This window comes from Flavobacterium sp. ov086, from assembly GCF_900187965.1.
In the GTDB taxonomy this organism is placed as follows: domain Bacteria; phylum Bacteroidota; class Bacteroidia; order Flavobacteriales; family Flavobacteriaceae; genus Flavobacterium.
The window spans coordinates 394,696-413,817 of record NZ_FZNL01000001.1 but is presented as its reverse complement, the minus strand read 5'-3'; the positions used below and the strand labels follow the sequence as shown (position 1 = coordinate 413,817).

The 19,122-nt window shown below is 33.0% G+C and carries 20 protein-coding genes and 1 tRNA gene; 14 read left to right on the top strand and 7 right to left on the bottom strand.

The annotated features are described in order from the left end of the window. Window positions 1-31: 31 nt before the first annotated feature. The 4 genes from CHB81_RS01820 (at window position 32) to CHB81_RS27260 (ending at window position 3,984) form a co-directional block, all read left to right on the top strand. Window positions 32-322: a helix-turn-helix domain-containing protein gene (locus CHB81_RS01820; protein ID WP_089350170.1), complete on the top strand. Its 291-nt coding sequence runs from the start codon at window positions 32-34 to the stop codon at window positions 320-322. Window positions 323-1,443: 1,121 nt separating this feature from the next. Further along, complete coding sequence (locus CHB81_RS01815) at window positions 1,444-1,869, top strand: hypothetical protein (RefSeq protein ID WP_141130346.1); 426 nt, start codon at window positions 1,444-1,446, stop codon at window positions 1,867-1,869. A 29-nt stretch (window positions 1,870-1,898) separates the two neighbouring features. Further along, window positions 1,899-2,168, top strand: a complete 270-nt coding sequence (locus CHB81_RS01810) for a hypothetical protein (protein WP_141130345.1) — start codon at window positions 1,899-1,901, stop codon at window positions 2,166-2,168. A gap of 250 nt (window positions 2,169-2,418) precedes the next feature. Continuing rightward, complete coding sequence (locus CHB81_RS27260) at window positions 2,419-3,984, top strand: recombinase family protein (protein WP_369597366.1); 1,566 nt, start codon at window positions 2,419-2,421, stop codon at window positions 3,982-3,984. On the opposite strand, the gene CHB81_RS01795 is transcribed toward CHB81_RS27260, so the two are convergent. After that, window positions 3,938-4,017: transfer RNA gene (locus CHB81_RS01795), tRNA-Leu, on the bottom strand. The two genes, CHB81_RS27260 and CHB81_RS01795, sit on opposite strands and share 47 nt — an antisense overlap. Before the next feature lie 303 nt (window positions 4,018-4,320). Between CHB81_RS01795 and CHB81_RS01790 the strand changes: the two genes are divergently transcribed. The 4 genes from CHB81_RS01790 to CHB81_RS01775 all read left to right on the top strand — a co-directional run bounded on the left by CHB81_RS01790 (window position 4,321) and on the right by CHB81_RS01775 (window position 7,846). After that, on the top strand, window positions 4,321-5,262 hold the full coding sequence (locus CHB81_RS01790) for a ribose-phosphate pyrophosphokinase (protein ID WP_089350166.1): 942 nt from the start codon (window positions 4,321-4,323) through the stop codon (window positions 5,260-5,262). A 73-nt stretch (window positions 5,263-5,335) separates the two neighbouring features. Continuing rightward, window positions 5,336-5,947 (top strand): 50S ribosomal protein L25/general stress protein Ctc, encoded by a 612-nt coding sequence (locus CHB81_RS01785; protein ID WP_089350165.1) that lies wholly within the window; start codon window positions 5,336-5,338, stop codon window positions 5,945-5,947. Between the two features lie 522 nt (window positions 5,948-6,469). After that, the gene (gene pth, locus CHB81_RS01780) at window positions 6,470-7,096 is read left to right on the top strand and encodes an aminoacyl-tRNA hydrolase (protein ID WP_089350164.1); all 627 of its coding nucleotides are present in this window, start codon (window positions 6,470-6,472) and stop codon (window positions 7,094-7,096) included. A gap of 138 nt (window positions 7,097-7,234) precedes the next feature. Next, window positions 7,235-7,846, top strand: coding sequence for a superoxide dismutase (locus CHB81_RS01775; RefSeq protein WP_089350163.1), 612 nt, complete (start codon window positions 7,235-7,237; stop codon window positions 7,844-7,846). Between the two features lie 515 nt (window positions 7,847-8,361). Here CHB81_RS01775 and CHB81_RS01770 read toward each other — a convergent pair. From CHB81_RS01770 to CHB81_RS01755, 4 genes are all read right to left on the bottom strand, one after another. Beyond that, entirely contained in the window at window positions 8,362-10,260 is a 1,899-nt protein-coding gene (locus tag CHB81_RS01770; protein WP_089350162.1) for an amidophosphoribosyltransferase, read from the bottom strand. A gap of 82 nt (window positions 10,261-10,342) precedes the next feature. Then, window positions 10,343-11,266 carry a PfkB family carbohydrate kinase gene (locus CHB81_RS01765; RefSeq protein WP_089350161.1) on the bottom strand — a complete coding sequence of 308 codons (924 nt, stop codon included), beginning with the start codon at window positions 11,264-11,266 and terminating at the stop codon, window positions 10,343-10,345. A gap of 237 nt (window positions 11,267-11,503) precedes the next feature. Further along, window positions 11,504-11,899, bottom strand: a complete 396-nt coding sequence (locus tag CHB81_RS01760) for a hypothetical protein (RefSeq protein WP_089350160.1) — start codon at window positions 11,897-11,899, stop codon at window positions 11,504-11,506. Next, on the bottom strand, window positions 11,886-12,470 hold the full coding sequence (locus CHB81_RS01755) for an RNA polymerase sigma factor (protein WP_089350159.1): 585 nt from the start codon (window positions 12,468-12,470) through the stop codon (window positions 11,886-11,888). The genes CHB81_RS01760 and CHB81_RS01755 overlap by 14 nt, the downstream gene beginning before the upstream one ends. Window positions 12,471-12,775: 305 nt before the next feature. On the opposite strand from CHB81_RS01755, the gene CHB81_RS01750 reads away from it, so the two are divergent. Further along, on the top strand, window positions 12,776-13,123 hold the full coding sequence (locus CHB81_RS01750) for a DUF6249 domain-containing protein (protein ID WP_089350158.1): 348 nt from the start codon (window positions 12,776-12,778) through the stop codon (window positions 13,121-13,123). Between the two features lie 72 nt (window positions 13,124-13,195). On the opposite strand, the gene rnhA is transcribed toward CHB81_RS01750, so the two are convergent. Together rnhA and purN are read right to left on the bottom strand one after the other, a co-directional pair. Continuing rightward, window positions 13,196-13,672: a ribonuclease HI gene (gene rnhA, locus CHB81_RS01745; protein ID WP_089350157.1), complete on the bottom strand. Its 477-nt coding sequence runs from the start codon at window positions 13,670-13,672 to the stop codon at window positions 13,196-13,198. A gap of 144 nt (window positions 13,673-13,816) precedes the next feature. Then, on the bottom strand, window positions 13,817-14,380 hold the full coding sequence (gene purN, locus CHB81_RS01740) for a phosphoribosylglycinamide formyltransferase (RefSeq protein WP_089350156.1): 564 nt from the start codon (window positions 14,378-14,380) through the stop codon (window positions 13,817-13,819). Window positions 14,381-14,555: 175 nt separating this feature from the next. Here purN and CHB81_RS01735 point away from each other — a divergent pair, with 175 nt between their 5' ends. The 5 genes from CHB81_RS01735 (at window position 14,556) to pyk (ending at window position 19,088) form a co-directional block, all read left to right on the top strand. Next, window positions 14,556-14,792: an acyl carrier protein gene (locus CHB81_RS01735; protein WP_007137004.1), complete on the top strand. Its 237-nt coding sequence runs from the start codon at window positions 14,556-14,558 to the stop codon at window positions 14,790-14,792. 242 nt (window positions 14,793-15,034) lie between these two features. Further along, window positions 15,035-16,288 (top strand): beta-ketoacyl-ACP synthase II, encoded by a 1,254-nt coding sequence (fabF, locus tag CHB81_RS01730; RefSeq protein ID WP_089350155.1) that lies wholly within the window; start codon window positions 15,035-15,037, stop codon window positions 16,286-16,288. 9 nt (window positions 16,289-16,297) lie between these two features. Beyond that, complete coding sequence (gene rnc / locus CHB81_RS01725) at window positions 16,298-17,038, top strand: ribonuclease III (RefSeq protein WP_089350154.1); 741 nt, start codon at window positions 16,298-16,300, stop codon at window positions 17,036-17,038. Between the two features lie 125 nt (window positions 17,039-17,163). Continuing rightward, on the top strand, window positions 17,164-17,652 hold the full coding sequence (locus tag CHB81_RS01720; RefSeq protein WP_089350153.1) for an IPExxxVDY family protein: 489 nt from the start codon (window positions 17,164-17,166) through the stop codon (window positions 17,650-17,652). A 5-nt stretch (window positions 17,653-17,657) separates the two neighbouring features. Further along, the gene (gene pyk / locus CHB81_RS01715; RefSeq protein ID WP_089350152.1) at window positions 17,658-19,088 is read left to right on the top strand and encodes a pyruvate kinase; all 1,431 of its coding nucleotides are present in this window, start codon (window positions 17,658-17,660) and stop codon (window positions 19,086-19,088) included. Window positions 19,089-19,122 lie beyond the last annotated feature (34 nt).

Here is a 19,122-nt window from a genome sequence, read left to right as displayed (position 1 = left end):
TTGATTATCTTTGGATTGTAAAAAAACTGAAATGGAAATATTGCGACTAAAACAATTGATGAATTTGAAAGGAATTTCAAGAGATGAACTTGCGACTAAGGTTGGTGTAAGCATGACAACAATCTCTAATATTTCATCAGAGAAAAATTTGCCAACAATAAATTTGTTGCTTCAGCTGGCAGAAGCACTTGATGTCGATGTAAGGGAGATGTTCGTTCCTACTAAAGGAACCTCTATCGCTCAAAGTGAGATTGAGGAAGCTAAAAGTTTTATTGAAAAAGGTTTAATGATTCTAGAAGGAAATAAAACCGATAAGGTCTAAAAAGCTAGTTTAAGCTTAAAAAAATAAAAAAAATTACTTTACGGTATAAAGAGAACTTGACTAAACGTCCAATTACCCTAAAATAAAGGGGTTTTGGAGCTAAAATTGTCTTTTAATACGTGCTCTTTTATTTTAAAATTGTATCAAAATACGTCAAAAAAGTGCTGTTTAAGTACATAAAATAGCCGTTTTTGTCTAAAAATATTTTTTTGGCATCATAGGTAATAAATGCGGTGTTTTTGTTTTTTGTGTATATAAAAGAGAGGTAACGAATAAAAGCATTTTGGTAATTTGATTTCTATGGGGGGAGGGCTACCCCTAGGGGGGGGCTATGTAGAGGGGGTGCTATCAAGAAAGGAGTGATATAGAAAAAGGATTGGTATAATGTTTTTACTAAGATATTATTAGATTCTTAATATATTGGAATTTATGTTGGGATAGTTTTTTAAGATATAATATCCAACTGTTGCCGTAGGCTAATTTTTTGTTTTTGATAGTGTTTTTTAACAAAGAAGAAAATACTTCACTATAATATAAGTTATTTTATTCTTATACTTTTTCTTGTTTTTAATGTTATTTGTATTCTTATTTTATTACTATTCAGAAGGTATAGTGTGTCGGTTTCAGATAGTATAGCGTTGTGTTTTTGATGGTAGTACTATGCTAATTGGGAGGTAGGGTTATGCTATTTTGAATCAATTCGGGCAATATATGAGAAAATAAAATAACACCAAAATTTATTTTTATTGGCTATCCCTAAATTCCGAAGTATATTTGTTATAAGTCAGTAAAGTGCGTTATTTGAATGATTTAACGTTTGACTACTAAAGGAGTTTAATACCTAAAAAGGACAACTGTCTGGTAGATTAAATTCGGGTTTTGAAAAAACTAGAAACTAATTAAATCTTCAATCTGAAATGGTTCTTAAGCCGTTCATGAAGATTTATTTAAAATCATACAATATTTTATTTTATAGTGTCAATCAGTCTGATTGATGCGAATATTAATCCAAATAAATCCCCAAGTTCAATTGAGGATAATAATATTATAATGCAATGTTTAAAAATAAAAAAATAGAATCTGAAGGGTTAGATAATTTCCTCCGTTTATTTCCTAAACTAATGAAAAATAAAGAGCTAACTCTTCTTCAGAAAGTAATCATAAGTGATGTGATATCTAGACAAATCCAGGGACAGCCATACTTTAAAACAAGTGCTGTTCTAGCGAAAGAGTTGGGGGTTTATAAAAAGAAGACTATTCAAATGAATTTCCAACATTTGGAAAGTTCAGGTTATTTGAATACTCAACCCTATAATGATGGGAATCATGCCAATGATTTACGTGAGGCTGAGGTTGTTCAAATTGAAAAATGGATATTTCCAGATGATTTCCTTGAAAAATCAAAGATTAGTATTCTGCCACTAGTTAAAAAAAATAAGGATGGAGATTATGCATGGGATAGAAAAAGAAGAAGGAGTAAATTAGTTTTGCCGAGGCTCAACAGTCGGAATTTTTCAAAGATGTTTTGTGCGACAGTGTTGAGATAAAAGAAGAGTATTCCGAAGACCAAAATGAGATGAATACTACTCATATCACTGAGGCGAAGGCTCTTCATAAAGGCTATCCTTTAATAAGTTTAGAAAATGATGTAGATAATGGATGTTCAATAGGAGAATCTTTTATTGAACAATATAAGTCTACTGGTAGTCTTCCGTTTGAATTCATGTATGTAGATTATGGAGGAGGGACAATTTTTGATGATGAGGTACTTAGAATTCCTAATTCATCAAAGTATTTCCTGAAATCGACATTGATGATGATAGATGAGACATTATTTCCAGAATAATTTATGGAAATAAAAAAGTGTTTACTGGTTGTAAGCATTCTTATTGGGATTTTGTCCCAATAATTAATCTTCCGCCCTAATAACAATTGAGATGGGTGTCTGAGAATAAAATTGTTAAGTATAACAGAGTGTAAAAAAAAATTAAATAAAAATGGTGTTCGTTACACTGATGAAGAAGTAAAATTAATTAGAGGTGTACTTTATAAATTCGCTGAAGTGCATTTTAAAAATAAAATAAAAACAGAAAAAAATGAATAATAATATAAACGTAATAATATATTGCCGTGTGAGTACGGATGAGCAAGCTCAAAGAGGGTTTAGTCTTGATTACCAAGAAGAATCATTAAGAAGATACTGTGACGCAAGAAACTATAATATTGTAAATGTATATAGAGAAGACCACTCTGCTAAAAATTTCAATAGACCAGAATGGTCAAAATTAAAGACTTATGCAAAAGCCAATAAAAGAGAAATTCATAAAGTCTTTTTTGCCAAGTGGGATAGGTTTTCTCGCAACGTTGAGCAGGCATTGACTGTTTTAAGAGAGTTTGACTCAATGGGAATTGAATTAAATGCATCTGAACAATACCTAGACACAAGCAATTCAGATAATAAGATGGTGCTGTCAATATATTTGACAGCAGGGGAGGTTGAACGGGATAAGATATCAAGTCGAACCATAGCAGGAACTTATCAATGTAAAAAAGATGGATATTTTACAGGAAAAGCTCCGTACGGTTATAATAATTTCCGCAATGAGCTTAAAAAGTCTACCTTAAAAGCTAATGGCTATTCAATTTTCGTCAAAAGAGCATTTCATGAAGTAGCTATAAATATTGAACCTGTAGAAGTTATCCGAAAAAGATTGAGAGCAGATGGAATGAAGTTGGAAAAAAGCTCCTTTAGTGAAATGCTCAAAAATATCATTTATATAGGTAAGATATCAGTTCCCGAATACAAGAAAGAACCTGCGATGGTCGTTGATGGGAGGCATGAAGCTTTAATTGATATTGAGACCTTTAATAAAGTACAGGATGTCTTTAAAAGAAAAAGATGGCATGGAATAAAGTCTTCTCACAAAAATTTAGAATTTCCAATGCGTGATTTCTTAATTTGTGAAGTTTGTGGAGGTCAAATTACAGGTAGTTTATCTACAGGTAGAACTAAAAAATACGCTTATTATCATTGTAGAAATAAATGTGAAACTAGAGTTCGTGCTGAGCATGCACATTCTAAAATTGAGAATATACTAGCTGAATTAGGAATTAATGAAAGCGCAAAGGGGCTGTATGTAGATATTTTAAAAGATTCTGAGTCTCAAATTAACGGAGATAAAGAAAATCAGTTGAAGCTAAAAAAAGAGCTTCAAAGGACTTTAAAAACTAAAATAGAAGATGCAGAAGATATGTTGTTGGCAAAAGATATTGATAAAGATAGATTTAATAATATAGTCTCTCGAATTAATAAAGAATTAAACATTGTCAATAATGAAATTGAAATTCTGGGACTAAAAACGGATTCGATAAAGTCGGATGTTGAATCAGGACTTGAGTTACTTATGAATTTACAAAAATTCTTTGCGATTAGTGATTACGAAGGGAAAAGGATACTGGCGGGAGCTATATTTTCTGAAAAACTAATTTTTGGAAATGAAAATTGTCGAACCACTAAAGTGAATGAAGTAATTGAGGTTCTGACTAGGAATATCAAGGCTTCGGAAGGTATTAAAAAACGAAAAGCCGTCAATAATGACAGCTTTTCCGTTAATGTACCCGGAGCCGGAGTCGAACCGGCACGGTTTCCCACAGGTGTTTGAGACCAGCGCGTCTACCAATTCCGCCATCCGGGCTTAGCAGACGAAAAAATAACCAAATAAATCGATCATTTCAACGCAATAAAATAAGTTAATTATGATGTCATAACTGTGCTTATTTCTTTAACACGGTGCAAATGTAAAAAATTAAATTAAATGATCTACTAAAAATACTTAAATTTTTCCTTTCAGTGTCCAATAAATTTTCTAAATTTGCACCTCGTTAAAACGAAGCACACACAACTAACTACACCCGAGGCATTTATACTGGTCTTGCTTTACTTAAAATTGTAAAGCCGAATCGTGTAGAGCGCAGCGGAGCAAAAACAACAAATTATAATGTCGCACCTAGAACCAGAAGCTAAAATTTTTGCTTGTTCACAAAGTGTTTATCTTGCAGAAAAAATTGCAGAACAATACGGAATTCCGTTAGGAAAAGTAACGATGTCAACGTATAGCGATGGAGAATTTCAGCCATCTTACGAAGAATCAATAAGAGGATTACGCGTTTTTATCGTGTGTTCAACTTTTCCAACTGCTGATAATTTGATGGAATTGTTGCTAATGATTGACGCAGCAAAACGTGCATCAGCAAGACACATTACAGCTGTTATGCCTTATTTTGGTTGGGCAAGACAAGATAGAAAAGACAAACCAAGGGTTCCGATTGGAGCAAAATTAGTAGCTAATTTATTAGATGCTGCCGGAGCGACAAGAGTAATGACAATGGATTTGCATGCAGATCAAATTCAGGGGTTTTTCGAAAAACCGGTAGATCATTTATTTGCATCTACAATCTTTTTACCATACGTAAAAAGTTTAAATTTAGAGAATCTAACAATTGCATCTCCGGATATGGGAGGTTCAAAAAGAGCATATGCTTACTCTAAGTTCTTGGAGTCAGATGTAGTAATCTGTTACAAACAAAGAAAAGCAGCCAACGTTATTGATACTATGGAACTAATTGGTGAAGTAAAAGGTCGTAACGTAATACTAGTAGACGACATGATCGATACAGGTGGAACATTAGCGAAAGCGGCAGATTTAATGATCGAAAAAGGAGCATTAAGCGTTAGAGCAATTTGTACACACGCCATTTTATCCGGTAATGCCTACGAAAAAATTGAAAACTCAAAATTAAGTGAGTTAATTGTTACCGATTCTATTCCGTTAAAGAAAGAATCAAAGAAAATTAAAGTAGTGAGTTGTGCACCACTTTTTGCCGAAGTTATGCACATGGTGCACCACAACAATTCCATCAGTGGAAAATTTATAATGTAGTCATTGCGAGAAACGAAGCAATCACACTACAATAAGAATTAGAATATTTATTAATAACTATATTTTTTTTACAATGAAATCGATTACAATTAAAGGATCAGAAAGAGAAAGCGTGGGCAAAGTGTCAACTAAAGCCTTACGTAATGCTGGAGCGGTTCCTTGCGTGTTATACGGAGGAAATCAGGCAGTACACTTCTCAGCAGACGCTGCAGCGTTCAAAAACTTGGTTTACACTCCAAATGCACACACAGTTGTGATTGAGCTTGGAAAAGGAAAATCATTTAATGCAATTTTGCAAGACATTCAGGTTCACCCGGTATCTGACAAAATTTTACACATTGACTTCTTCCAATTATTTGATGATAAAGAAATCACAATGGAAGTTCCTGTAAAAGTTGTTGGTACATCTAAAGGTGTTCTTGCTGGAGGTGTTTTACGTTTGAACACTCGTAAATTAAAAGTAAAAGCTTTACCTAAAAATCTTCCTGATTTTGTTGAAGCTGATATTACTCCGCTTGAAATGGGTAACAAATTATATGTTACTAAAGTTGGTCAACCAGAATACAAAGTTATGCACCCAGAGAACACAGTTGTTGCTCAGGTAAGAATTTCTCGTGCTGCTATGAAAGCTGCTCAAGAAGCTGCAAAAGCTGCAAAAGCTCCTGCAAAAGGAAAGAAAAAATAATTTTTTTCAAATCAAATATCAAAGCATCAATCGAAAGATTGGTGCTTTTTTTTTGAAAAAGATTCTAAGTTGCTAAGGTTCTAAGTTTTCTATGTTGTGTCAGGCTGAGCGGAGTCGAAGCCCTTTCCGGTTAAGATAAATTATCTAATTGCCACATTATCTAATTTTTAAATTTTTCAGGAGCAGAAATTTTCGGTTTTTTCAAGACCAGACGTTCCTGCCATCCGCTATATCTTTTCCTTGCTAAAGAAGCAAGGAAAAGGATATCGCTTCTGTCAGGGCTAGCCAGAGATTTAGTTTTTTATAATTTAAAAAAGGTTCAAAGAGGCAAAGTTGCAAAGGGATAAAGAGAAAGCTCTCAATCTAAAATGAGTATATAGCAGTATAAAACAAAAAAATCAGTATAAATCTGTTTAAATCCGTGTCATCCGCGTACCATTATCTAATTGCCGCATTTCCTAATTATCAAATTATCTAATTGACACATTTTCTAATTACCAAATTAACCCTATTTTTGCAAACATGATAAAATGGATAACAAAACTGTTTTCATCAACACAAAAAGAAGAGAACATAGACAATATGAAAAAATATTTAATCGTAGGACTTGGTAATATCGGTGCCGAATACGTAAATACAAGACATAATATAGGATTTAAAGTCCTGGATTTTTTAGCAAAACAAGAAGGACTTTCATTCGAAACCGTAAAGCTTGGAGCTTTAGCAGAATATAAGTTTAAAGGAAGAAGCTTTTTTCTTTTAAAACCAAATACATACATGAATTTAAGCGGTAAAGCTGTTAAATATTGGATGGATAAAGAAAACATTCCGTTAGAGAATATTCTAGTTATTACAGATGATTTAAACCTTTCATTCGGAACCATCAGAATCAAACCAAAAGGAAGTGACGGAGGTCATAACGGACTTAAAAACATTAATTTAGTTTTGAATACACAGCAATACACTCGTTTTAGATTTGGTATTAGCGATCAGTTCAAAAAAGGACAACAAGTCGATTACGTTTTGGGAGATTGGGATGAAGAAGAAAAAGCAAAATTACCGGAACGTTTAGAGTTAGCTTCAGAAATTATTAAATCTTTTGGAACAGCCGGATTAGAAAATACAATGACTACTTTTAACGGAAAATAAAGATTTACAAGTATTTAAGTTTTAAAAAATTAAATTATCAATTAATTAAATTCAATAATAACGAAATACTATTTTCTATTCCAAAGTTAAATGTTTAAATTTGGAATAAATTATTATAAACCATAAAATCCTAATATCATGGCTTTTGAATTACCACAATTACCTTATGCATATGATGCATTAGAACCACATATCGATGCTCGTACAATGGAAATCCATTATACAAAACACCACAATGCATATACAACAAATCTTAATGCTGCAATTGCAGGAACTGATTTAGAAGGAAAAACAATCGAAAATATCTTAATTAACTTAGATAAATCAAACGCAGCAGTTCGTAACAATGGTGGAGGTTTCTACAACCACAATTTATTCTGGACTGTTATGTCTCCAAACGGTGGCGGATTACCAACAGGTGATTTATTAGCTGCAATTGAGGCTTCTTTTGGAACTTTTGATGAGTTTAAGGCAAAATTTGCTAAAGCTGGTGCAACACAATTTGGTTCAGGATGGGCTTGGTTAACAGTACAAAAAGGCGGTAAGCTAGAAGTTGTAGGTACTCCAAATCAGGACAATCCATTAATGCCAGAAGTTGCTGGTAACGGTGGAACTCCAATCTTAGGAATGGATGTTTGGGAGCATGCTTACTATTTAAACTACCAAAACAGAAGACCAGATTATATTGAAGCTTTCTTCAGTGTAATTAACTGGACAGAAGTTGCTAGAAGATTTGCTTTAGATAAATAGTCTTGAGATAATAGAATAAAGATTAAAGAAAAAAGACGGATGGCTTAATTGCTATCCGTCTTTTTTTTTGTAGTTATATTTTACTATGCGCAACAATCTTTATTCTTTTATCTATTCTCTTTCTTCTAAACATAAAATAAAAAAGGCGGAATCTCTTCCGCCTTTTTTGCCCCAAATCTACCATAAACTTAACCTACTAATGTTATGGTTCAGTAAATGTAAGACAGCTATTTTGATGAAAAAAATTTATTAGACGAATGGCAAATATATCCGATTAAAGGAATGTATTTTCTTATTAATGGAATATAATTTCTTGTGGTAGAAATACTTGAGTTTATTCCAATAAAAAAGGTGGAATCACTTCCACCCTTTTTGCCCCAAATCTACCATAAACTTAACCTACTAATGTTATGGTCTTCCAAAAGTATTGTAGCTTTTCAATTTTACCAAACAAACAGGATGAACGGCAAAAAAAACCGATGAAATGCACAAATTAACCTTTTGTTAATATATTTTTAATAAGCTCTTGCGTCTTTTCCTTCGTAAAAATTCATGAAAGCTCTGTTTACAACTCGATTTCCACCCGGAGTAGGGTAGTCACCTGTAAAGTACCAATCACCTAAATTTTTAGGACATGCTACATGTAAATCTTCTACTTTTTGGAAAATGATTTTTACTTCGGCATTGATTTCGGGAGAACTCAACATTTCGGCAATTTTATCTGAAATTTCCTCAGGAGTAAACTGATCGTAGATTGCAGTAACATAATTCACAACATCGCTATCAATATAGTTTTCCTGTGCTTTACATTTTGCGTAAACTTCGTCTACAATGTGATATAAGTTTCTTTCTTTTAATAAAGCCAATGCTGCTCTAAAAGCAACAAGACCTTCAAGTTTAGCCATATCAATTCCGTAACAATCAGGGTAACGAATTTGTGGTGCCGATGAAACGATTACGATGCGTTTAGGTTTTAAACGATCCATCATCTTAATAATACTCATTTTAAGAGTTGTACCACGAACAATACTGTCATCAATAATAACAAGATTGTCTGTTGGTTTGATTACTCCATAAGTAACATCGTAAACGTGTGCAACAAGATCATCACGGCTGCTGTCCTCAGTAATAAAGGTTCTAAGTTTAGCATCTTTAATAGCAACTTTCTCAGTACGGATTTTTACAGCTAATAATTCCTGTAAAGTTTCAGCAGTAAGAGTGTTTCTGTTGGCAAGAATATAATTGTTTTTTCTCTGATTTAAGAAATCCTGAGCAGCTTCAACTAAACCATAAAATGAAGTTTCGGCTGTGTTTGGGATATAAGAGAAAACAGTGTTATCTGTATCGCTGTCAATTGATTCAAGAACCGCAGGAAGAATTAATTTTCCTAAGTTTTTACGCTCTTGGTAGATTTCAGCATCACTTCCTCTAGAGAAATAGATTCTTTCAAAGGAACAAGCTTTCTTAATAGTTGGTTCCAAAATCTGTTCCATCGAAACTTTTCCACTTTTCTTGATAATCAAAGCGTTTCCTGGTTCGATTTCCTGAACACTTTCAAAAGGTACATTAAATACAGTTTGAATAACAGGTCTTTCAGAAGCTACAACGACAACTTCGTCATCCTGATAGAAATAAGCCGGACGAATTCCTGCAGGGTCTCTAAAAACAAATGCATCTCCATGACCTAATAATCCTGCCATGGCGTATCCACCATCAAGATTTTTTGCTGAGCGGGCTAATATTTTTGCAATATCCAATCGGTCTGCAATTACCGGAGAAGCTTCTCTTTTAGAATAACCTTCTTGTTTGCAATCCTGGTAAAGTTGCATTACTTCTTTGTCTAAGAAATGTCCAATTTTTTCCATAACGGTAACAGTGTCCGCCATTTCTTTTGGATGTTGTCCAAGTTCTACTAAATTTTCGAAAAGCTCTTTAACATTCGTCATGTTAAAGTTACCTGCCAAAATTAAATTACGGTGCATCCAGTTACTTTGACGTAAAAATGGGTGTACGCTTTCAATACTGTTTTTTCCAAAAGTTCCGTAACGAACGTGTCCTAAAAACAATTCGCCAACATATGGTATCTCAGATTTTATTTTTTGAACATCATCGCCAATTTCAGGTTTTGCTTTTAATTCTTCACTAATTCGCTCATTGATTTGCTTAAAAACATCTTGTATTGGCTGCGAATGATTTGAACGAACCCTGCTAATGTAGCGTTGTCCAGGTTCAACGTCTAACTTAATGCTTGCAAAACCAGCTCCGTCTTGTCCGCGGTTGTGTTGCTTTTCCATCATTAGATACATTTTTTGTATCCCGTAAAAAGCAGTTCCGTATTTTTCTTTGTAATATTCAAGCGGTTTAAGAAGTCTAACTAAGGCTATACCACATTCGTGTTTTAAAGCGTCGCTCATTGTGTTTTGTATTTTGTGTTGTTGTAAGTTGTGTGTATTAACGTAATAAAAAAGCCCCGTTATTATCCGAGGCTTTTGGGCATTATATTTCTATGTCAAACTGAGTTAACGACTTAAATTGTTGTAATCGAATCGCTACTTCTGTTTTGCTTAATGTTTCCATCCTTTCGGTTCCAAATTTCTCTACACAAAATGAAGCTAAATTTGAACCGTAAATAATTGCATTTTTCATGTTATTAAAAGAGATGTTTTCGCTTTGTGCAATGAATCCTGAAAAACCACCTGCAAAAGTGTCTCCTGCTCCTGTTGGATCAAAAACATCTTCTAATGGTAAAGCTGGTGCAAAAAACACTTCTCTATTGTGGAATAAAAGTGCTCCATGTTCTCCTTTTTTGATCACCACATATTTTGGTCCCAATTCCTGGATTTTGTTTGCAGCTTTTACTAATGAATATTCTCCAGAAAGTTGTCTTGCTTCTTCGTCGTTAATTGTAATAACGTCTACACGTTTAATTACGTCTAATAATTCAGGTAAAGCGCAATCCATCCAAAAGTTCATTGTATCTAAAACAACTAATTTTGGTTTCTTTTCCATTTGATCTAAAACGCTGCTTTGTACTAACGGATGTAAGTTTCCTAACATCACAACATCAGAATCTTTATAGTTTTGAGGAACTTTTGGTTGAAAGTCAGCCAAAACGTTTAGTTCAGTTACAAGAGTATCTCTAGAGTTTAGATCGTTGTGGTATAAACCGCTCCAGAAAAAGGTTTTTCCGCCTTTTACAATTTCGATACCAGAGATATCAATATTTTTTGAAGTTAAAAGATCTAAATGTTCTTGAGGAAAATCGTCACCAACTACAGAAACAATGGCCGATTGTAAGTTAAAAAATGACGCTGATAAACCAATGTACGTTGCAGCACCACCTAATATTTTATCTGTTTTTCCGAAAGGAGTTTCAATCGCGTCGAAAGCAACTGTTCCAACAATCAATAATTTATTCATTTTACGAATTTCGAATTAGGGTGCAAAGATACTTCATAAGTTGCAATATTGCAACGGTTTAAGTTCTCAAAATTTTCATAAAAAAAGAATATCGATTTCGGGGCTAAAACTATTGTAAATGAGAGAATTATACTTCAATATTTTGAGAGATTAAAATATGTTTTTAGGATTTAAAATGCAAGATTTATTTTGAAAAAAAGCTTTGAATGTTTTTGTTGAATAAATGGAATGAAAAAACTACAATTCATACTTCTTATCAAAATAATTCTTCAATAATCCAATTTGAATCAAAACCATAAACGGAACTACTAAAAGAGCATACAATATATTTTTTGAAATATGAATTCCAGAAAATAGTGCAGAAGCTTTATCTGAATATGTTTTGGCTATTTCAAAATTAGAAATATCATTATTTGAATAAATAGTATAAGTAGTCAAAGCAGTTAAAGTTATACCAATAAATATCCAGGTTGTTTTAGAAATTAAAGGTTTGTATGCTTTTATTTTTCTTTCTTCGGCAGCCAAAACCTGAGACATTATCTTTGAAGTAAAGTCAATAGATGGTGATTCCAAAGTACTTTCGGACATCATTTTATCAATAAGCTTTTCTATATTTTTATCACTCTCTTTCATAACACGCTATTGTTTCTGGTTCTAATTGCTTTTTCAAAATTACAGCTAATTTTTGTCGGCTTCTAAATAATTTTACTTTTACATTGTTTGCCGTAATGCTCATTATTTTTCCAATTTCTTCTAAACTCTGATCTTCAAAATAAAATAAAGTCAGCAGGAAATTCTCTTCACTTGGCAATAAATTCAAACAATTCTGAATGGTCTGTTTTCGTTCCTTATCTTCTAAAGCACTTAAAGCATTATCCATTGTTTTAATCAAATGTGACGAAAATTCATCTATGGATATATTAAGGTCTTCTTTTTTATTTTTCTTCAGATTATCCAAACAACTATTGTAAGCTATTTTGTAAATCCAGGTCGAAAATTTAGAATCACCTTTAAACTTGCTCAACGAATTGTAAATTTTGATAAAAGTATCTTGTGCAACTTCTTCGGCTTCTTCTTTGTTTTTAATCATTTTTAGAGCCAATGAAAAGATCATATCCTTATAACGGTCTACCAGCACGGCAAACGCATTGGTTTCTCCCTGCAGAATTTTATCGATATAATGTTGATCACTTATTGTACTCATATTATATAGGACGACAGTTACTTTATTTAGGTTACAAGAAAAGTCCAATTTTTTTAGATTCCAAATTCCAATCTATATAAGTATAGATAGATCTTTGTAAAAGTTTAAAACTTTGACAAAGATTATGGACGAGATATAGAAATCAAAGTTAATTGAAAATCAGTAGTTTTTTTGGAATTTGGAATTTATCTCGAAGCTTCGGGATTGGGATTTTTTAAAGTTTTTGGAATTTATTTTAAAAAAGGTGTAACCTCAATTTAAAAGCTGTCGTCATATGAAGTATCAATCAATTAATAGAAAAAAATATGGGACCACAAATTTTAGTACCAATCAGTATGTTTCTAATGATCTTCGGGATCGTTTATCTTATTTACTCAACCAGAAATAGAGAGCGTTTGGCACTTATAGAAAAAGGTGTTGATGCGAGTATCTTTTTAAAAGGAAGCGGAAAAGGCGCTCCGGTTTGGAAAATTCTGGTTTTAAATCTGGCATTTTTATTAATAGGAAGCGGAGTAGGTATTTTTGTTGCCTTGTTAATCACAACTTATACCTCATTGTCAGATTCAGCAGTTTACCCATCAATCATTTTTATCATGGCGGGAATTGGTTTATTGGCAGGATTTAGCAAAGCTAAAGATTTAGATAAAGAGTAAAGATCGTTTAAGTTAGTGCCTTTAATAGCGATTATAACGCGTCGGGAACAATTGTTTTCGACGCGTCATTTTTTATGATTTTGAGCCGATGGTTTCGTAATAAACATCAACCGAAAGATTTTTCTGCATAGATGCCATAACGGCCAATTCATCGCAACGTTCGTTTTGAGGATGGTTGTTGTGACCTTTGATCCATTTAAAATCGACTTGGTGTTTGCGATAAATGATTAAAAAACGTTTCCATAAATCAGGGTTTTTTTTGCCGATATAGCCTTTTTTCTCCCAGCCAAAAACCCATTTTTTTACTACGGAATCAATTACGTACTTAGAATCTGAAACAACTAAAACCTTCATATTTGTTTTTTTTAGTTTTTCAAGACCAACAATTACAGCAAGAAGTTCCATTCTATTATTAGTAGTAAGTCGGAAACCTTCGTAGAATTCTTTTTTATGTGGAGTTCCAACCAATTCCATCACTACGCCATAACCTCCATTTCCGGGATTTCCTTTTGCAGCGCCATCAGTATATATATGTACTTCGTGATTCATTTTAGACTTCTTAGATTTTAGATTGTTAGACTTCTTAGATTTTTTTGTTTTTTGGACTTCCTAGAATTTGATATTGCGGACTTCTTAGCTTTTAATTTTAAATAATCTAAATCTAAGAAGTCTTATGTCTAAGAAATCTAAAATCTAATCCTCCAATAATCTAGAAATAATTTCCGGAAAGTATTTTTGTTCCAGTTCGTGAATCTTTTCTGCCACTGTTTCTGCGGTGTCATCTGCTGTTAGAGCTACACTTTTCTGAAAAATAATGCCGCCTTCGTCATAATTTTCATTTACAAAATGAATAGAAATTCCGGTTTCTTTTTCTTTATTCTCTACTATAGCTCTGTGTATGTGCATTCCATACATTCCTTTGCCTCCATAATTGGGTAAAAGTGCCGGATGGATGTTGATTATTTTATTAGGATAATTCTCGATTATATTTTCTGGAAATTTCAATAAGAAACCAGCAAGAACTATCAGATCCGGGTCGATTTCCTGTATTTTTTGTAATACATTTCGTTCTAAAAGTTCGGTTTTTGAGAAGATTTCAACTGGAATTTGATGATTTTTTGCTCTTTCGATAACTTTTGCCGAAGCATTATTGGTAAAAACCGAAACGACGTTTGCGATTTTGGTTTTTGCAAAATATTTTATGATGTTTTCAGTATTAGTTCCTGATCCTGAGGCAAAAACAATAATTTTTTTCATAATCGAATTTAGTTTGAGAATGCAAAAAACGGAATAAAAATCGAAAATAAATAGTATTAAAAAGTCTTTCTTGAAATTAATTTTATAAATTAGTGTTACATTTATAAACTAAATAGTTGTTTTAAAATAAAGTTTTTTATTTTTGCCAACAAATTAAATTCTAAAATTAAAGATTATGTCAGACATTGCATCAAGAGTAAAAGCGATTATCGTAGACAAATTAGGTGTTGACGAAAACGAAGTTGTAACAGAAGCAAGCTTCACTAATGATTTAGGAGCTGACTCATTAGACACTGTTGAGCTTATTATGGAATTCGAAAAAGAATTTGATATTCAAATTCCAGACGATCAAGCAGAAAACATTGCTACTGTTGGTCAAGCTATTTCTTATATCGAAGAAGCTAAAAAATAATAATACCGCACCCGATTTCTAAAAATACCAATTTTTGAAATTCCAAATTCCAAAATTGGAGTTTGACTTTTGATCCTTGTAATTTTTAAGAATCGGGTGTTATTATTTTTTTTAAAATTTTAAATTTCGATTGATTTTCAATCAAAAAGATATATTTATATTGTAATGCCCATGGCTCTTAAGTAAACAATACAGTTAAGAAAGCGTGGGTTTTATTTGTTTAAAGTACAAAATACATATTTATGGCGTTAAAGCGAGTTGTTGTAACAGGATTAGGTGCTCTTACTCCTATCGGGAATAATATCCAGGATTATTGGGAGGCACTTGTGAATGGGGTTAGCGGAGCCGCTCCTATCACGTATTATGATACAGAGAAGCATAAAACGAAATTTGCCTGCGAAGTAAAAAACTTCAACATTGAAGATTACATGGATCGCAAGGAATCTCGTAGATTAGATAAATTCGCTCAATATGCAGTTGCTGCAAGTGATGAAGCTATTAAAGATGCTGGACTTACTAATGATAATGTTGACAAAACAAGAGTTGGTGTTATCTGGGGAGCAGGAATTGGAGGATTAGAAACTTTTCAGGAAGAAGTTATTTATTATGCTAAAGGAGACGGAACACCAAAATTCAATCCGTTTTTTATCCCTAAAATGATTGCCGATATTGCACCAGCACACATTTCTATGCGTAATGGTTATATGGGACCAAATTATACTACTGTTTCTGCATGTGCATCTTCTGCAAATGCTTTAATTGATGCTTTCAACTACATCCGTTTAGGAATGTGTGATGTTATTGTATCAGGTGGTTCAGAAGCTGCTATTACCATTGCTGGTATGGGAGGTTTTAACTCTATGCACGCTTTATCAACAAGAAATGAAAGTCCGGAAACAGCTTCAAGACCTTTTGATGCGACCAGAGATGGTTTCGTTTTAGGAGAAGGAGCAGGAGCTTTGGTTCTTGAAGAATACGAACATGCAAAAGCCAGAGGTGCAAAAATTTACTGTGAAGTTGGTGGAGGCGGAATGTCGTCTGATGCTTACCATTTAACAGCTCCACATCCGGAAGGAATTGGTGTTATTGCAGTAATGAAAAATACATTGAGAGATGCTGGAATGAATCCTGAAGATGTTGATCATATCAATACTCACGGAACTTCTACTCCATTAGGAGATGTTGCCGAATTAAAAGCAATTAGTGCTGTTTTTGGTGAACATGCAAAAAACATCAATATCAATTCTACAAAATCAATGACAGGACATTTACTAGGTGCTGCCGGAGCTATTGAAGCAATTGCTTCTATTTTAGCAATGCAACACAGTATTGTTCCTCCAACTATTAATCATACAGTAGTTGACGAAAACATTGATCCAGCATTGAATCTTACACTAAACAAGCCTCAAAACAGAGAGGTAAATGTTGCGATGAGTAACACTTTTGGTTTTGGTGGACACAATGCTTGCGTATTGTTTAAAAAATTAGTTGACTAATTTCTGTATATGAATTTTATCAAAAAAATATTTTCTAAATCCCGTTCTCTAGAAGACGGGATTTTTTTTGACACTATTCAGAAAATACTTGGTTTTGAGCCCGGAACAATCGATTTTTATAAGAAAGCTTTTACGCACCGATCTTCAAATAAATTAGACGAAGCAGGACATCCAATAAATTACGAACGATTAGAGTTTTTAGGAGATGCTATGTTAAGTGCCGTTATAGCAGCACATTTGTTTAACAAAGCACCAAATGGCGACGAAGGTTATTTGACCAAAATGAGGTCAAAGATTGTGAGTCGCGAGCATTTAAATGAGTTGGGTAAAGATTTAAATCTGGTTCGTTTTGTAGAAAGCAAAGTGCCAATTCAGCATTTTGGAGAAAATATTCATGGTAATATTTTTGAATCACTTATAGGTGCAATTTATCTTGATAAAGGATATTCATTTTGCGAGAGATTTATTCAAAAAAGAGTTGTCACACCTTATGTTGATATTGCACGTCTTGAAGGTAAAGTAATTAGTTATAAAAGTTTAGTTATCGAATGGTGTCAGAAAGAGAAGAGAGTCTTTCATTATGACATTTTTGAAGATAATGGTATTGATGGTCAACGCTTATTTGGAGTTAAATTAAGTATAGACGATAAAGTAATCGCAAGAGCGCGAGCAACTTCAAAAAAGAAGGCAGAAGAAAAAGCATCACAAAGAGCTTATTTTGCATTTCAAGAAAAAATAGATAAGAAATAACGACAAAATTATCGTAACTTTCTTAAAGCTATAACGTTTTCGTTTATAAATTAACAAAAACATACACCTCATAACTATTGATGCTCCGATAGAAATAGTATATTTACACCTTGATTTTTCATGATATGGCTATTCATAGATTGGATTTAGACGAATTTGACGAAATTGATTATTATTTAATGGCAATTCATACTTCATTAGAAGATTATAGATTGGCTTATTTTATCAATAAAAACCTTCCGATAAACTTAAGTAAGAGCAAAAACGAGATCCATGCTCAAACTAAAGAAGGCGAGGCAAATTTTTCGAGATTTTATTATTATGATTCCGAGAAAGCTATTTCATGGAATTTAATTCAGAATAAAAATGAAATCATTTCTGTGAGTAAGAATGATTTTCAAGATTTGTTTTCCAATGAGACAAGTGAGGTCTCCACAACAATTCATTTACTTCCTGAATTCAAAAAAGTAGATTTTTTCCTGAAAATAGAAAATAGTGAAGAGACTATTGATTTTTCAGAAATTCAACAACAATTAAATACTATAGAGAGTATTGCAGCTATATATGCTGTAGATACGAACAAAATAAAATCAAAAAACAATCTAATTTTTTAAAAAAAATGTTAACAAACAAGAAAACCAAAATTGTTGCTACACTTGGGCCTGCATGTAGTACGAGAGAGATTATCAAGGATATGATCGATGCAGGTGTTAATGTGTTTAGAGTCAATTTTTCGCATGCAGATTATGAAGGTGTAAAGGATAAAATTAATATTATTAGAGGTCTAAACGAAGAGTTTGGTTACACAACAGCAATCCTTGGAGATTTGCAGGGGCCAAAACTTAGAGTTGGTGTGATGGAGGAGGGAACTGTTGTTCATGATGGTGATACTATCACTTTTACAACTGCAGAAGATATTTTAGGAACGGCTCAAAAAGTGTTCATGAAGTATCAAAATTTCCCAAATGATGTTAACCCGGGAGAGCGTATTTTGCTTGATGATGGTAAATTGATTTTTGAAATTCTTTCTACAGATAAAAAAACAGAAGTTGTTGCTAAAGTAATTCAAGGTGGAGAATTAAAATCTAAAAAAGGAGTTAATCTTCCAAACACTAAAATTTCTTTACCGGCTTTAACTGAAAAAGATATTGCAGATGCAATTTTTGCTATCGAGCAAAAAGTAGACTGGATCGCACTTTCGTTTGTAAAAACACCACGCGATTTACAAGATCTACAAGAATTGATCGCTAAACATTCAGAATATAAAATTCCAATCGTTGCTAAAATTGAAATGCCGGAAGCTCTGGAGAACATTGATAAAATTATAGCTTATTGCGATGGTCTAATGGTTGCACGTGGAGATTTAGGAGTTGAACTTCCTGCTCACGAAGTACCGTTGGTGCAAAAAGATTTGATCAGAAGAGCTAAAACGGCTAGAATTCCTGTTATTGTTGCTACACAAATGATGGAGACAATGATTACTAGTTTAACGCCAACAAGAGCCGAAGTAAACGACGTTGCAAACTCTGTAATGGATGGAGCTGATGCTGTAATGTTGTCTGGAGAAACTGCTACAGGAAATTATCCGGTACAGGTAATTCAAAGAATGACTCAAATTTGTGAGGCTGTTGAGGATTCTGAGTTAATTCATGTTCCACAAAATACTCCACAAATTAAAACAAAACGTTTTATTACTAAAACAGTTTGTCACCAGGCTGCTTTATTAGCAAATGAAATTAAAGCTAAAGCAATTTGTACTTTGACAAATAGTGGTTATACAGCTTTTCAAATTTCGGCTTGGAGACCATCTGCGCATATTTTAGTATTTACTTCAAACAAAAGAATCTTAACACAATTGAATTTATTATGGGGAGTAAAATCATACTTCTATGATAAAGACGAAAGTACAGATGATACAGTAACTGATGTTAACGAAATTGCAAGAGCAAAAGGATTTGTTGTAAAAGGAGATTATTTGATCAACCTTGCAGCAATGCCAATTAAAGATAAAGGAATGGTTAATACCATGAGAGTTTCTGAAATAGAATAGTATTCTCTTAAATACACAATACAAAAAACCATCA

Bases quoted from the DNA above. Each gene is read 5' to 3' on its own strand.
- CHB81_RS01790 (WP_089350166.1), top strand. From the start codon at position 4,321: ATGTCGCACCTAGAACCAGAAGCTAAAATTTTTGCTTGTTCACAAAGT.
- CHB81_RS01755 (WP_089350159.1), bottom strand. From the start codon at position 12,470: ATGAGTACAATAAGTGATCAACATTATATCGATAAAATTCTGCAGGGA.
- CHB81_RS27260 (WP_369597366.1), top strand. From the start codon at position 2,419: ATGAATAATAATATAAACGTAATAATATATTGCCGTGTGAGTACGGAT.
- purN (WP_089350156.1), bottom strand. From the start codon at position 14,380: ATGAAAAAAATTATTGTTTTTGCCTCAGGATCAGGAACTAATACTGAA.
- rnc (WP_089350154.1), top strand. From the start codon at position 16,298: ATGAATTTTATCAAAAAAATATTTTCTAAATCCCGTTCTCTAGAAGAC.
- CHB81_RS01760 (WP_089350160.1), bottom strand. From the start codon at position 11,899: ATGAAAGAGAGTGATAAAAATATAGAAAAGCTTATTGATAAAATGATG.
- CHB81_RS01720 (WP_089350153.1), top strand. From the start codon at position 17,164: ATGGCTATTCATAGATTGGATTTAGACGAATTTGACGAAATTGATTAT.
- CHB81_RS01735 (WP_007137004.1), top strand. From the start codon at position 14,556: ATGTCAGACATTGCATCAAGAGTAAAAGCGATTATCGTAGACAAATTA.
- CHB81_RS01775 (WP_089350163.1), top strand. From the start codon at position 7,235: ATGGCTTTTGAATTACCACAATTACCTTATGCATATGATGCATTAGAA.
- rnhA (WP_089350157.1), bottom strand. From the start codon at position 13,672: ATGAATCACGAAGTACATATATATACTGATGGCGCTGCAAAAGGAAAT.
- CHB81_RS01820 (WP_089350170.1), top strand. From the start codon at position 32: ATGGAAATATTGCGACTAAAACAATTGATGAATTTGAAAGGAATTTCA.
- pth (WP_089350164.1), top strand. From the start codon at position 6,470: ATGATAAAATGGATAACAAAACTGTTTTCATCAACACAAAAAGAAGAG.
- CHB81_RS01810 (WP_141130345.1), top strand. From the start codon at position 1,899: ATGAATACTACTCATATCACTGAGGCGAAGGCTCTTCATAAAGGCTAT.
- fabF (WP_089350155.1), top strand. From the start codon at position 15,035: ATGGCGTTAAAGCGAGTTGTTGTAACAGGATTAGGTGCTCTTACTCCT.
- CHB81_RS01750 (WP_089350158.1), top strand. From the start codon at position 12,776: ATGGGACCACAAATTTTAGTACCAATCAGTATGTTTCTAATGATCTTC.
- pyk (WP_089350152.1), top strand. From the start codon at position 17,658: ATGTTAACAAACAAGAAAACCAAAATTGTTGCTACACTTGGGCCTGCA.
- CHB81_RS01765 (WP_089350161.1), bottom strand. From the start codon at position 11,266: ATGAATAAATTATTGATTGTTGGAACAGTTGCTTTCGACGCGATTGAA.
- CHB81_RS01785 (WP_089350165.1), top strand. From the start codon at position 5,336: ATGAAATCGATTACAATTAAAGGATCAGAAAGAGAAAGCGTGGGCAAA.
- CHB81_RS01815 (WP_141130346.1), top strand. From the start codon at position 1,444: ATGAAAAATAAAGAGCTAACTCTTCTTCAGAAAGTAATCATAAGTGAT.
- CHB81_RS01770 (WP_089350162.1), bottom strand. From the start codon at position 10,260: ATGAGCGACGCTTTAAAACACGAATGTGGTATAGCCTTAGTTAGACTT.